11 protein-coding genes are annotated in these 13,068 nt (G+C 62.5%); 8 read left to right on the top strand and 3 right to left on the bottom strand.

Annotated features, from left to right (window positions below; translation table 11 throughout):
- Nucleotides 1–118 precede the first annotated feature (118 nt).
- The 5 genes from HQ843_RS14625 to HQ843_RS14605 all read left to right on the top strand — a co-directional run bounded on the left by HQ843_RS14625 (nucleotide 119) and on the right by HQ843_RS14605 (nucleotide 6,066).
- On the top strand, nucleotides 119–262 hold the full coding sequence (locus tag HQ843_RS14625) for a DUF1127 domain-containing protein (protein WP_180897632.1): 144 nt from the start codon (nucleotides 119–121) through the stop codon (nucleotides 260–262).
- A gap of 137 nt (nucleotides 263–399) precedes the next feature.
- Nucleotides 400–1,512, top strand: a complete 1,113-nt coding sequence (locus HQ843_RS14620) for a pyridoxal phosphate-dependent aminotransferase (RefSeq protein ID WP_180897633.1) — start codon at nucleotides 400–402, stop codon at nucleotides 1,510–1,512.
- A gap of 263 nt (nucleotides 1,513–1,775) precedes the next feature.
- On the top strand, nucleotides 1,776–2,498 hold the full coding sequence (locus tag HQ843_RS14615) for an ABC transporter ATP-binding protein (RefSeq protein WP_210275355.1): 723 nt from the start codon (nucleotides 1,776–1,778) through the stop codon (nucleotides 2,496–2,498).
- 3 nt (nucleotides 2,499–2,501) lie between these two features.
- Nucleotides 2,502–4,865 (top strand): ABC transporter permease, encoded by a 2,364-nt coding sequence (locus HQ843_RS14610; RefSeq protein WP_180897635.1) that lies wholly within the window; start codon nucleotides 2,502–2,504, stop codon nucleotides 4,863–4,865.
- 4 nt (nucleotides 4,866–4,869) lie between these two features.
- The gene (locus HQ843_RS14605) at nucleotides 4,870–6,066 is read left to right on the top strand and encodes an efflux RND transporter periplasmic adaptor subunit (protein ID WP_246710113.1); all 1,197 of its coding nucleotides are present in this window, start codon (nucleotides 4,870–4,872) and stop codon (nucleotides 6,064–6,066) included.
- A gap of 69 nt (nucleotides 6,067–6,135) precedes the next feature.
- Here the strand turns inward: HQ843_RS14605 and HQ843_RS14600 are convergent, their stop codons facing one another.
- The gene (locus HQ843_RS14600; RefSeq protein ID WP_180897636.1) at nucleotides 6,136–6,837 is read right to left on the bottom strand and encodes a glutathione S-transferase N-terminal domain-containing protein; all 702 of its coding nucleotides are present in this window, start codon (nucleotides 6,835–6,837) and stop codon (nucleotides 6,136–6,138) included.
- 126 nt (nucleotides 6,838–6,963) lie between these two features.
- Between HQ843_RS14600 and HQ843_RS14595 the strand changes: the two genes are divergently transcribed.
- Nucleotides 6,964–8,460, top strand: a complete 1,497-nt coding sequence (locus HQ843_RS14595) for an AMP nucleosidase (protein ID WP_180897637.1) — start codon at nucleotides 6,964–6,966, stop codon at nucleotides 8,458–8,460.
- 6 nt (nucleotides 8,461–8,466) lie between these two features.
- Here HQ843_RS14595 and HQ843_RS14590 read toward each other — a convergent pair whose 3' ends face one another.
- Together HQ843_RS14590 and HQ843_RS14585 are read right to left on the bottom strand one after the other, a co-directional pair.
- Nucleotides 8,467–9,372, bottom strand: coding sequence for a diacylglycerol/lipid kinase family protein (locus HQ843_RS14590; RefSeq protein WP_180897638.1), 906 nt, complete (start codon nucleotides 9,370–9,372; stop codon nucleotides 8,467–8,469).
- A gap of 66 nt (nucleotides 9,373–9,438) precedes the next feature.
- Nucleotides 9,439–11,097 carry an electron transfer flavoprotein-ubiquinone oxidoreductase gene (locus tag HQ843_RS14585; protein WP_180897639.1) on the bottom strand — a complete coding sequence of 553 codons (1,659 nt, stop codon included), beginning with the start codon at nucleotides 11,095–11,097 and terminating at the stop codon, nucleotides 9,439–9,441.
- Between the two features lie 230 nt (nucleotides 11,098–11,327).
- On the opposite strand from HQ843_RS14585, the gene HQ843_RS14580 reads away from it, so the two are divergent.
- A complete protein-coding gene (locus HQ843_RS14580) occupies nucleotides 11,328–12,116 on the top strand; it encodes an SDR family oxidoreductase (protein ID WP_180897640.1) in 789 nt (262 codons plus the stop codon).
- Nucleotides 12,117–12,135: 19 nt separating this feature from the next.
- Nucleotides 12,136–12,969 (top strand): uracil-DNA glycosylase, encoded by an 834-nt coding sequence (locus HQ843_RS14575; RefSeq protein WP_180897641.1) that lies wholly within the window; start codon nucleotides 12,136–12,138, stop codon nucleotides 12,967–12,969.
- Nucleotides 12,970–13,068: the final 99 nt, after the last annotated feature.

Genomic DNA, 13,068 nt, shown 5'->3' with positions numbered 1-13,068 from the left:
CGCACAAATGCATGGCAGTTGCATAAAACTTGCACAACAGCAGCTTTCGGATTCGGGTATATAGGCCTCACATAAGAAATCCGGAGCACAAGCTCCTGTCATTCACGAGGAAACACCCATGAACCCCTTCGACCTCACCATGAAATGGTTCTCCTACCGCCGCACCCGCGCCCAGCTGCGCAATCTTTCGGCTGCAGAACTCAAGGATATCGGCCTTCTGCCTTCCGATATCGACCGCGTTTCGGCTCGCGCCTTCCGCTAAGCGGCAAGCGCGCATGCCATGATCAACGGCGCCTTCGGGCGCCGTTTGCATTTGCGGCGGGTTTCCGGCGACAGCTTTGCTTGCCATTGATGGGCGAGCGATTATGTTTGTGCGACTTTCAAACCGGAACGCCTTTCATGACCGACTTCCCGCGCTTTACCGCCCTTGCCCAAAACCTGCCCGCGACCGTGCCGTTCGTGGGACCGGAGGCGCTGGAGCGCACCCGGAACTATCCGATCATCGCGAGGCTCGGCGCCAACGAAAGCGGGTTCGGCCCAGCCTCGACAGTGCTTGCGGCGATACGCGAGGCGGCGGGCGAGGTCTGGAAGTATTCCGATCCCGAACACCTGTCGCTGCGCCAGGCGCTGGCGGCCCATCTTGGCTGCGGCAGCGAGAACATCGTGATCGGCGAAGGGGTCGACGGACTTCTGGGCATGATCGTGCGCCTGCTGGTGGAACCCGGAACCGCTGTCGTCACCTCGCTCGGCGGCTATCCCACCTTCAGCTACCATGTCGATGGCTATGGCGGCCGGCGCATCAATGTGCCCTATGCCGGCGATCGTGAGGATATCGACGGGCTTATCGAGGCGGTGAGCACGAACGACGCCACGCTGGTCTATTTCGCCAATCCCGACAACCCGATGGGCAGTTTCTGGCATGCCGACGATGTCGCCCGCTTTGCCGACGCGCTTCCGGAAACCTGCATGCTGGTGCTGGACGAGGCCTATTGCGAATGCGGCCCGGCCGAGGCCTTTCCCGATATCGCGCGTTTTCTCGACCGCCCGAATATTCTCCGCTTCCGCACCTTTTCCAAGGCCTATGGGTTGGCGGGCGCGCGGGTCGGCTATTCAATCGGCGCGCCGCAGACGATCCGCGCATTCGACAAGATCCGCAACCATTTCGGCATGCCGCGGCTGAGCCTCGTGGCGGCCGAGGCAGCGCTTGCCGATCAGGCCTATCTGCAGGCCGTGGTCGGCCGCATCCGGGATTCGCGCGAGGAGATCGCCGGCATCGCGCGCGACAACGGTCTCGCGCCCCTGCCCTCGGCCACGAATTTCGTGGCGATCGATTGCGGCCGGGACGGCGCCTATGCGCGCGCCATCGTCGATGCCCTCGGCGCGCGCGGCGTGTTCATCCGCATGCCGGGCGTCGCGCCGCTCAACCGCTGCATCCGCGTGTCGACCGGCCCGCATCGCGACATGCAACTCCTTGCCGAAGAACTGCCGGCGGTGCTGAAGGCGCTCGCATAAGATACGGCGCGGCGCTGCGGCCTCGGCAAGGCGGATGAGTACAGCCTCGTTCCGACCTCACCGATCCCGGTAGCAAACGACAGCACCGCATTCAATTCTCCGGATAGCCCGCCTTGCGTTGACAAAGCTCAATGCAACTGCGGTAGCCTGGTATAAACTTGTCCCAGCGCATGGTTTGCCGATCAGCCTGACGCGATCGCAGGCAGCATTCGGTGAATCCGGGAAAACGGAGAATTATGCAGAACCGCCACAGCAACACTGAAATGGACGCCGCGCCGGTCGGCATCCCGATTTTTTCCGTGCGCGGCATTTCCAAGGTCTACCGCAGCGGCGATGTCGAGGTGACGGCGTTGCGCGACGTCGACCTCGACATCCATGCCGGCGAGATGGTTGTGCTGCTCGGACCTTCCGGCAGCGGCAAGTCCACGCTACTCAACATCATCGGCGGCCTTGACCGCGCCAGTTCCGGATCGGTGCGCTTCCGCGACGAGATGATCTCAGACTATCCCGAGTGGAAGCTCACCCGCTATCGCCGTGCCCATATCGGCTTCGTATTCCAGTTCTACAATCTGATCCCGAGTCTGACGGCGCGCGAGAACGTGGCACTTGTGGCCGAAATATCGAAAGACCCGATGCGACCGGAGGAGGCGCTGGAAATGGTCGGGCTGAAACACCGGCTCGATCATTTCCCCGCACAGATGTCAGGCGGGGAACAGCAGCGCGTCGCCATCGCCCGCGCGATCGCCAAGAAGCCGGACGTGCTCTTTTGCGACGAGCCGACCGGCGCGCTCGATTCCAAGACCGGCATTCTGGTACTCGATGTGCTTTATCGCATCAATGCCGAACTCGGCGCGACCGTCGCCATCATCACGCACAACGCCGATATCCGCAAAATCGCCCATCGGGTTGTTTACTTCCGCGACGGCGCCATTGACGGGATCGACGTCAACGAGACCCGGTTGCAACCCTCCGAAATTCAGTGGTGACCGATGCCGATTCTCGACCGCAAGCTGTTTCGCGACGTTCTGAGACTCTGGGCCCAGTTGCTCGCCGTCGCGCTGGTGCTTGCCTGCGGCGTGGCAACGCTGATCATGGCCGTCGGCGTCTACCGCTCGCTGGTCGAAACCCGCGATACTTTTTATGCGCGCTATCGCTTTGCCGATGTGTTCGCGACTGTCACCCGCGCACCCGATAATCTTGCAAGCAATATACGCGCCATTGACGGCGTGACGCTTGCCGATTTCCGCGTTGTCCATTCGGTGGTGCTGGATGTCACCGGCATGGCCGAACCCGCCGCCGGCATGGTGATCTCGCTGCCCGATAGCGGCGAACCAGTGCTCAACCGCCCCTATATCCGCGCCGGCCGACTGCCGGATCCGGAGCGTCCCGGCGAGGTGGCGGTTTCGGAGAGCTTCGCAAAGGCGCACGGTTTTTCTCCCGGCGATCATTTCGAGGCGCTGATGAACGGCAAAAAGCGCCGGCTGAGCATCACCGCTATCGTGCTTTCGCCGGAATATGTCTATGCCATCGGCCCCGGCGACATGGTGCCCGACAACGCCCGATTCGGCGTTCTTTTCATGCCCGAAACCGTGCTCGACGGGATTTTCGACATGGACGGCGCGTTCAATTCCGTCGCCGTGACGCTCGGTCGCAACGCCGACGAGGCGACGGTGATCGAGCGGCTCGACACCGTGCTCAAACCCTATGGCGCCATCGGCGCTTACGGCCGCGACCGGCAGATGTCCAACACCTTTCTGGATGGCGAACTCCAGGGGCTCGAGGCCATGGCCTCGATCATTCCTCCGATATTTCTGGCGGTGGCGGCCTTTCTGGTCAACATGGTCCTCTCGCGCCTCATCGCCCTCGAGCGCGAACAGATCGGGTTGTTGAAGGCACTCGGCTTCTCAAGTGCCGCCATTGCCGTTCACTATACCAAGCTGATCCTGATCATCGTCGTCGCCGGCATCGCGGTCGGCTTTGCGCTCGGCAGTTGGCGGGGCGTGGAGATGACGCGCGTCTACGTGCGATTTTACACATTTCCCTTTCTGGTTTTCGCCTGGAGCCTGGATGTCTATCTCCTCGCGGCCGGCGTTGCGACGGGTGCAGCGCTTCTGGGCGCGGCGCGGGTCATCTATCAGGCCGCCAGCCTGCCTGCCGCCGTGGCCATGCGCCCGCCCGAACCCTTGCACTACAAGCTTTCGTTTGTCGGACGCTGGCATCTACCCCGGCTTTTTTCCGAGCTTACGATCATGGCATTGCGAAATCTGACACGGTTTCCCGTGCGCGCAGGCCTGACCATCATCGGCATCGCCATGCCGGTCGCGCTGCTGACCGTTGGACTTGCGAGCACCAATTCGATGGACGCGATGATCAAGTCGATCTTTTTCGATACCCAGCGCCAGTTCGCAACGGTGCAGTTTAGCGACGACCAGGCCTTGGAGGCGCTTCTTGCTGTCGCGCGCCTGCCGGGCGTGATGCGCAGCGAGGGGTACCGCAACGTGCCGGTGATCATGCGCAACGGCTACCGCGAAAAACATGTTTCGATCGCAAGCGCCTCCGACGCCGACGACCTTTCCCGCGTGGTCGATCCCGACGCGGTCCGGCTTTCGATCCCCCCTCAGGGGCTGATGATTTCCGAACGCGTCGCCGAAACGCTCGGTCTTTCCCCCGGCGATATGGCAGAGGTGGAACTCGTCACTCGCAACCACCGGATCGTCTCCGTGCCGGTGACCTCGGTGGTCCAGAGCCTGCTCGGACTGTCGGTCTATATGGACGCCGCCGCGCTCGACCACATGATCGGCGACGGCAGGCGCGTTTCGGCGGCCAACATCGCCCTCGACGAGGCCCGGCTCTCCGATTTTTACCGCGCGGTGAAGGCCACGCCAAAGATCGCCGGCGTTGCGCTCAACCGGCTTTCGCTCGCCAATTTCCGCAAGACCATGAACGAAAACATCTCGATCATGACGACGATCTACGTGCTGCTGGCCGCAGTGATCACCTTCGGCATCGTCTACAACACCGCCCGCATTCTGCTTTCCGAGCGCGGGCGCGAGCTGGCGAGCCTGCGGGTTTTGGGGTTTTCACGCGGCGAGGTCTCGCAGGTTCTGCTGGTCGAAATCACCGTGTTGCTGGCGCTCGCCCAGCCGATCGGCTGGTATATCGGCTACCAAATCGCCAAAACACTCATCGCGGACCTCTCCAGCGACGTTTTCACCATTCCGTTCGCCGTCGATATCGGCAGCTATGCGCGTGCATCGATGGTTGTCTTTGTCGCGGGTATTGTTTCCGCCCTGATTGTCCGCCGCCGGATCGACCGTTTCGATCTGGTCGAGGTTTTGAAAACAAGAGAGTGACCTGATGGCCAAGTGGATCAAGAGAGGGCTTCTGGCCCTTCTCATACTCGCAATCATCGGCGGCTTTTATTACGCCATGCGCGAAAAGCCGGTCTCCATTGACGTCGCAACCGTCGAGCGCGGACCGATGGCGGTGACCATCCTTCAGGAGGGCAAGACCCGGGTGAAGGATATCTACACCATCCACACGCCGATCGCAGGCCAGATGCTGCGCACCGAATTCGAGGAGGGCGACGCGGTCGAAGCCGGAAGGAGCGTCGTCGCGCGGATTCTGCCCTCGGCCTCGGCGCTGCTCGACCCGCGCACCAAGGTTGAGCTCGGGGCCGCGCGCGACGCGACGGAGGTGGCGGTGGCCATTGCCAAGGCGGACAACATCAGGGCGGCCGCGAACCTTGAGCAGGCGGAGGATCAACTGCGGCGCTACAGGAACCTCAGCCAGCGCAACACCATCTCGGAAATGGAACTGCAACAGGCGATGACCGCCGTGAACGTTGCAAGGGCGCAGCTCGATGCCGCCGCGGCAACGGTGACCCTGCGAGAGGCCGAGTTGAAGGCCGCCGCCGCCCGCCTCTCCGAACCGCGCGCGACCGCCTATGCGCCGGAAAAGGATTGCTGCATCGATCTCGTGACGCCCGCCGACGGGATGATCCTGAAGATTTACGCCCGCAGCGCGCAGCCGGTCGCGATCGGCGCCAAGATCGCCGATATCGGCGATCCGCACGATCTCGAAGCCGTGGTGGATCTGTTGTCGAGCGACGCGGTCAGGATCGGTCCCGGGTCGAGCGCCGAGATTGTCGACTGGGGCGGCTCACCGATCGCGGCAACCGTACGGCGCATCGATCCGGCCGCTTACGAAAAGACCTCGGCGCTCGGCATCTCCGAACAGCGCGTCGACGCAATCCTCGATTTCGAGCATGTGCCCGCAGGGCTCGGCGATGCCTTCCGCATCTACGCTCGACTGACCGTCTGGCAGGCGGACGATGTCGTACAGGTCCCGATCGCGGCGCTTTTCCGCTCCGGCAATCAGTGGCAGGTTTTCCGGGTCCTGGACGACCGCGCCGAATTGACGAGCGTTACAATCGGCCAGATGAACGACGAAAGCGCCGAGATCACCGGCGGGCTTTCGCCCGGCGATCGCGTCATCCAGCATCCAAGCGACACGATCAGCAACGGCTCGCCGATCGCGGTGCGGAAGTTGTGATCGCGACCGGACATTTCCCGGAACGCCCGGCAGATGCCGCGCTTCCAGCGAAAACCGGACTGCTGTTGATCATGAACGCGCCTTCTGGCCGAACAGCACGGATTGCGCGTCCTTGTCGGTGGCAAGGTTCATCTTTTCCCGCTCGGCCTGTCCGACCGCGATGCCGGCCTTGACGGCGGGGCGGGCCATGACGGTTTCATACCAGCGCTTGAGATGCGGGAAATCGTTGAGATCCTGCCCCTGGCCCTCATGGGATCTGACCCAGCCGATCGATGCCATGTCGGCAATGGAATAGTCGCCGCCGAGATATTCGGCCTCCGCCAGCCGCCGGTCCATGACGCCATAGAGGCGGTTGACCTCATTGGTATAGCGGTTGATGCCGTATTCGATCTTTTCCGGGGCGTAATTGCGGAAATGATGGGCCTGGCCCGCCATCGGCCCGAGACCGCCGACCTGCCAGAACAGCCACTCTTCCACCGCGACGCGCTCGCGCTCGGTCTCGGGGTAGAATTTTTTGAATTTGCGGCCGAGATATTGCAGGATCGCGCCAGACTCGAACACGGAGATCGGCCCGCCGCCGGGGCCGTCCGGATCGACGATCGCCGGCATGCGGTTATTGGGCGATATCTTCAGGAAATCCGGCTTGAACTGATCGCCCTTGCCGATATTCACATAGTTCACATTGTAGGGAACGCCAGCCTCCTCAAGATAGATGGTGATCTTGTAGCCATTGGGCGTGGGCCAGTAATAAAGTTCAATCGGAGTGGTCATGAAAATCATCCTCTTCGTGTCGTAAAACCCCGTCCCAAACGATATAGATCGATCTGAAGCAGTTAAAAGACCGGTGGGCTTCACGTCAGTGAGCGCCGATCGGCGGGTAAATGCAAGGGTGACAAGATGCGCGATTACGAACCTATGGCAGCAAGGATCATCAGCCCGGACCGCCAGGAGCCGCAAGGCTTTACCGATGCGCGCGAGGCGGTGAAGGCGCTGCAGGCGCTCTATAAGCGCAACACCCGCTTTCTGATCGATGCCTTCGTGGCGCTTGCGAGCGGCGCGGCGATCGAGGGGCGGTATCGCGCCTTCTATCCGCAGATCAGCATCGAAACGGGAAGCTACGGCCTCACCGATTCTCGCCTCTCCTTCGGGCATGTAGCAACCCCCGGCGAATATGCGACCGCGATCAGCCGTCCGGACCTGTTCGAGGATTACCTCATCGCCCAGCTTTCGCTGCTGATCAAGAATCACGGGGTTCCGGTGACCATCGGCGAATCGGAAACGCCGATCCCGCTCCATTTCGCCTTCGGCGAGAATACCCATGTCGAGGCCGACCTCGCGGCGCTCGCCGACGTGCCGCTGCGCGACATTTTCGATACCCCGGACCTCAACACCACCGACGATTTGATCGCCAATGGCGACTACGAGCCGGAGCCCGGCAAGCCGCAGCCGCTGGCGCCATTTACCGCGCAACGAGTCGATTACTCGCTGGCGCGGCTCAGCCATTACACGGCGACGAGTTCGGCGCATTTCCAGAACTTCGTGCTGTTCACCAACTATCAGTTCTACGTCGACGAGTTCTGCGCCTTTGCCCGCGAGACCATGGCGAATGGCGGCGATGGCTATACCGCTTTCGTCGAGCCGGGCAATGTCATCACGCTTCCGGGCGAGGTCGAGCCGGAAGAAGGCCGCGGCAGCGCGCGCCTGCCGCAAATGCCCGCCTATCATCTGAAACGTGGCGACAATTGCGGGATAACGATGGTCAATATCGGCATCGGGCCATCCAACGCCAAAACGATCACCGATCATATCGCTGTGCTGCGCCCGCATGCCTGGCTGATGCTCGGCCATTGCGCGGGGCTGCGCAACAGCCAGAAGCTCGGCGATTATGTGCTGGCCCATGCCTATGTCCGCGAGGACCATGTGCTGGACGACGACCTGCCGGTCTGGGTGCCGATCCCGGCGCTTGCGGAAGTGCAGCTCGCGCTGGAGGAGGCCGTCGCAGAGGTGACCGGGCTCGAAGGCTACGAGCTGAAGCGGGTGATGCGCACCGGCACCGTGGCGACCATCGACAACCGCAACTGGGAGCTTTCCCCCCAGAGCGGGCCGGTCAAGCGGCTGTCCCAGTCGCGCGCGATCGCGCTCGATATGGAATCGGCGACGATCGCCGCCAACGGCTTTCGCTTCCGGGTGCCTTACGGCACACTTCTGTGCGTTTCCGACCGGCCGCTGCATGGCGAGTTGAAACTAGCCGGCATGGCGACCGCGTTTTACACCACCCAGGTGCGCCAGCACCTCCATATCGGCATCAAGGCGGTGCAGAAGCTCGCGGCGATGCCGCCCGAAAGGCTGCATTCACGCAAGCTCAGAAGCTTCTACGAGACGGCCTTTCAGTAAACCGGATCAGGTAAGATCGCTATCGGCGGGCACGATGACATGCAACGCGCCCGGATGCTGTTCGATCACCGCGTGACCGATCACCTCGATCAGATCGCCATCGAGCGACTGATCCATGTCGGTGGAGGCAAAATCGAGCGTAATCCGTTCGGCCTCGAACAGCGTGACATTCTCGCTATCCTCGAGATGCCCGGTCAGGTAGTCCATGGCGAAGCCCACCATGTTGTCGAAATCGCTTGCCTTGACCAGATAGACGCCGAGCTTTCCGCCCTGCGGACGGTCGGAAAACGGTACGGCATTGTTGTGAATGCGATTGTTGGAGACGCCGAGCAGGGCAAAGCTGCCCTCGCCATCGCCGTGGTCGCTCTGGTAGCGCACACGCACGTCCGGCACCGTCCTCAGCGTATCGAACCAGGCGCGGGTGCTGGCTGAAATCTTGCCGAGGCGCGAATCATAGTCGAGCTTTTCCCGGTTCCTGATCATCGTGGCATGGAGGCCGGCGGAGAACTGATGGATGAACGGCCGGTCGTTGATCGTCGGCATGTCGACGCGCACCGGCCTGCCATTGGCAAGCTCCTCCAGCGCTTCCTCGATATCGAACGAAATTCCAAGGCTGCGGGCGAAAAGGTTCATTGTGCCGGCGGGCACCACGCCCAGCAGCTTATCCTTGCCGTGCAGGAAACCTGCGGCGAGCGACACGGTGCCATCGCCGCCGCCGACGATCATGCCGTCGAAACCGGAACCTTCGGCAGTCTTCTCGATTGCCTGCTTGACCCCTTTTCCCTCGACAATATCGCAGTCGAATTCATGGCCCGCAGCGGTGAAGATCTCGGTGGCCAGTTTGTGGAACGCGTCCATGTCGGTAGTCTTGAACGTGCCGCCATCGCGGTTGAAGATGCCCTTGAGACGCATTCGGGTTCCTTGAAAAGGTTGTCGCACACCAACGCCGGATACAATGCGATGGTTCCGGCCCGGCGCCTACATGTTCGGGTAGACCGGCCCCTCCCCGCCCTGCGGCGGCGTCCAGACGATATTCTGGTTGGGATCCTTGATGTCGCAGGTCTTGCAGTGGACGCAGTTCTGGGCGTTGATGACGAATGTCTCCTCGCCGTCCTTTTCCACCCATTCATAGACCCCTGCCGGACAGTAGCGGCTGGACGGGCCGGCATAAATCTCCAGTTCGGAACGCTTCTGGAGGTCCATGTCCTTGACCTTGAGATGGACCGGCTGATCCTCCTCGTGGTTGGTGTTGGACAGGAACACCGACGACAGCCGGTCGAAAGTCAGCACGCCGTCGGGCTTGGGGTAGTCGATCGGCTTGTGTCTGGCCGCAGGCTCCAGCGCCTCGGCATCCGTCTTGCCGTGCCTGATCGTGCCGAAGAGCGAGACGCCGAATAGGGTGTTCATCCACATGTCGAGACCGCCCAGCGCAATGCCGGCATAGGTGCCGAATTTGGACCAGAGCGGCTTGACGTTGCGGACCCGCTTCAGGTCCTTGCCGATGGCGCCCTTGCGCCAGTCCGCCTCGATCCCGGTGACCTCATCATTGCTGCGGCCGGCCGCAAGCGCATCGGCGATATGTTCGGCGGCGAGGATGCCGGACAGAACCGCATTGTGCGAACCCTTGATGCGCGGCACGTTGACGAGGCCTGCCGAACAGCCGATCAGCGCGCCGCCGGGGAAGGAAAGCTTCGGCACCGACTGGTATCCGCCCTCGGAAATCGCGCGCGCGCCATAGGAAAGCCGCTTGGCGCCCTCGAAGGTGGGCGCGATCGCGGCATGGGTCTTGAACCGCTGGAATTCCTCGAAGGGGTAAAGATACGGGTTCTTGTAGTTGAGGTGCACGACGAAGCCGACGGCAACCTGATTATCCTCCAGATGATAAAGGAAGGAGCCGCCGCCGGTTCTGCGATCGAGCGGCCAGCCGAAGGAATGCTGGACCAGACCGGGCTTGTGATTCTCCGGCTTCACCTGCCAGAGTTCCTTCAGGCCGATGCCGTATTTCTGCGGCTCGCGGTCGGCATCGAGCCCGAACTTCGCGATCAGCTCTTTGGCCAGCGACCCGCGCACGCCCTCGCCGATCAGCACGTATTTGCCGTGCAACTCCATGCCGCGGGTATAATTCGGGCCGGGACTGCCGTCGCGTCCTATGCCCATGTCGCCGGTGGCGACGCCCTTGACCGCGCCGTTCTCATCGTAAAGGACTTCGGTAGCGGCAAAGCCGGGATAGATCTCGACGCCAAGGGCCTCGGCCTTTTCGCCGAGCCAGCGACAGACATTGCCGAGCGACACGACATAATTGCCATGATTGTTCATCAGCGGCGGCATCAGGAAATTGGGCAGCGCAACCGAGCCCGCCGGACCGAGCAGCAGGAACTGATCCCTGGTCACCGGGGTCTTGAAAGGATGCCCCTCCTCATCGCGCCAGCCGGGCAAGAGCCGGTCGATGCCCGAGGGATCGACAACCGCCCCGGAAAGAATATGGGCGCCGACTTCCGCGCCCTTTTCGAGCACGACGACGCTCAACTCCTCGTTGACCTGCTTGAGACGAATCGCGGCCGCAAGCCCGGCCGGGCCCGCCCCCACGATCACCACATCGAAATCCATGCTTTCGCGTTCAGGTAAGTCTTCGTTCATGCGTATCCTCTTTCCCAACCGGCCTCGTCCGGCGCGCCGACAAGGTATCGTAATGATTGCAGCATTTTCCAGCAGCAAATGAGGCGATTCTCAATAAAACCGATTTGATCGACGCGCGGGTTTGCGTCCGATAGTGATTGAATCACGACGGCGCGAAGGGCTATGGTGCGCCAACCCCAACTGGCCTCAAGGCCGTTCGATCCCGTATGCTGTTCAACAAGGAGTTCGTCATGGATCTCGGTATTGCCGACAGGAAAGCCATCATACTCGCTTCCTCGCGAGGCCTTGGCGCCGGCATAGCGGAGGCGCTGGCTAAAGAAGGCGCGCATGTGCTGCTGTGCGGCCGGACGGAAGACCGCCTGGCGCAGAACTGCAAGGTGATCAACGACACGACTGCGGGCAAGGCCGATTATGTTGTCGCCGATCTCGGCGAAGAAAATGTGGTCGAAACGCTGGTCGATGCGATTGCGGAAAAGCTCGGCGGGGCAGACATCCTGGTCAACAATTCCGGGGGGCCGACGCCTGGAACCGTGGCCGACATGACGCCGGAAAAACTCGACCGGTTCTTCAATTCCATGGTTGCCCCCATTATCGCGCTGACCAACCGGCTGGTTCCGCACATGAAGGAAAAGGGCTGGGGCAGGATCGTCACCGTAGCCTCAGGCGGCGTGCAGGAGCCGATCCCCAACCTCGCGCTTTCCAACACGCTGCGGTCCGCCCTTGTCGGCTGGAACAAGACGCTCGCAAGCGAAGTCGCCGCATCCGGCATCACCGCCAATCTCCTGCTGCCGGGCCGCATCCACACCGACCGGATCGACGAACTGGACTACGCAGCCGCCGAGCGCACCGGCAAGCCCCTTGTCGAGGTGCGCAAGGGCACGCTTACGGCGATACCGGCGGGCAGGCTCGGGCGGGTTGAGGAGTTCGCGGCAATCGCCGCCTTCCTGTGCTCGCAGCAGGCCAGCTACCTGACCGGCAGCCTGATCCGCTGTGACGGCGGCGCCACGCGCGGCATCTGACGGAACCAACAGGAGCATCATGACGATCGCCAGCGCGCTGACAGCCCGGGAAGCAGCAGCCCTCCTCAGCTTTTACGCCGATGCCGGCGTCGATGCGATGATGGAGGATGAAGCAACCGACCTTACGCAGGCCGCAGCCGACAAGGCCGAGACCGCACGGGCGGAGCCTGCAGAACGGGCAGCTCCCGCAAAAACGCCGGCGCGCGCTCCCGAGCCGCCGCGAACCGCAACCGCCGCCCAAACCACCATCCCCGACGACAAGGCGGTTTCCGATGCGGTCTTTGCCGCCGAGAGCGCCCGTTCGCTTGCCGAGCTCGCCGATGTCCTCCGGGGCTTCACGGGCTGCAATCTGAAACAGAATGCCCGCTCCACGATCGTTCTCGAAGAGATGCCGAAAAGCGGTATCCTGATGGTCTGCGGGTTTCCGACCGGCGAGGATGACAAGGCCGGCGCCGCCCTTTCAGGTCCCGCCGGCGGATTGTTCGAGCGCATGCTGGCCGCGATCGGGCTGTCGCGCGCCGATATCGGCGTCACCACCGCGCTGCCGTGGCGCACGCCCGGCGACCGCGCGCCGACCGCCTCCGAGGCCCAGATCTGCCAACCGTTCCTCGAGCGCCAGATCGCGCTGGCCGAGCCGAAGCTGCTGGTGACGCTCGGCAATTTCGCCTGCCGCATGACGATCGACCCGCACAAGACCGTGTTCGATCTTCGCGGCAGCTGGCACCGGAAGGAGATCGGCGGGCAGAGCTTCGAAACGCTGGTGACATTCTCGCCCTCGGAACTGCTGGCAGCGCCCAAGAACAAGAAAGAGGCGTGGCTGGACCTCCAGGCCCTGCGCGCCAGACTCGGCTGACTGCCCGTTTCTTCACCAGTCAGTTAATGCCGGCATGCGCGCACCGCATAGCAGCCCCCCGGCAGGTCCCATTGCCGCGATCGCGCGAGTCTGAGATAA

Source organism: Martelella sp. NC20, from assembly GCF_013459645.1.
Taxonomy (GTDB): Bacteria; Pseudomonadota; Alphaproteobacteria; order Rhizobiales; family Rhizobiaceae; genus Martelella.
The sequence above is the reverse complement of the archived record's forward strand: the minus strand, read 5'-3'. Positions and strand labels throughout refer to the sequence as shown.

Coding starts and splice junctions, on each gene's coding strand:
- HQ843_RS14625 (WP_180897632.1), top strand. CDS start 119: ATGAACCCCTTCGACCTCACCATGAAATGGTTCTCCTACCGCCGCACC.
- HQ843_RS14620 (WP_180897633.1), top strand. CDS start 400: ATGACCGACTTCCCGCGCTTTACCGCCCTTGCCCAAAACCTGCCCGCG.
- HQ843_RS14615 (WP_210275355.1), top strand. CDS start 1,776: ATGGACGCCGCGCCGGTCGGCATCCCGATTTTTTCCGTGCGCGGCATT.
- HQ843_RS14610 (WP_180897635.1), top strand. CDS start 2,502: ATGCCGATTCTCGACCGCAAGCTGTTTCGCGACGTTCTGAGACTCTGG.
- HQ843_RS14605 (WP_246710113.1), top strand. CDS start 4,870: ATGGCCAAGTGGATCAAGAGAGGGCTTCTGGCCCTTCTCATACTCGCA.
- HQ843_RS14600 (WP_180897636.1), bottom strand. CDS start 6,837: ATGACCACTCCGATTGAACTTTATTACTGGCCCACGCCCAATGGCTAC.
- HQ843_RS14595 (WP_180897637.1), top strand. CDS start 6,964: ATGCGCGATTACGAACCTATGGCAGCAAGGATCATCAGCCCGGACCGC.
- HQ843_RS14590 (WP_180897638.1), bottom strand. CDS start 9,372: ATGCGTCTCAAGGGCATCTTCAACCGCGATGGCGGCACGTTCAAGACT.
- HQ843_RS14585 (WP_180897639.1), bottom strand. CDS start 11,097: ATGAACGAAGACTTACCTGAACGCGAAAGCATGGATTTCGATGTGGTG.
- HQ843_RS14580 (WP_180897640.1), top strand. CDS start 11,328: ATGGATCTCGGTATTGCCGACAGGAAAGCCATCATACTCGCTTCCTCG.
- HQ843_RS14575 (WP_180897641.1), top strand. CDS start 12,136: ATGACGATCGCCAGCGCGCTGACAGCCCGGGAAGCAGCAGCCCTCCTC.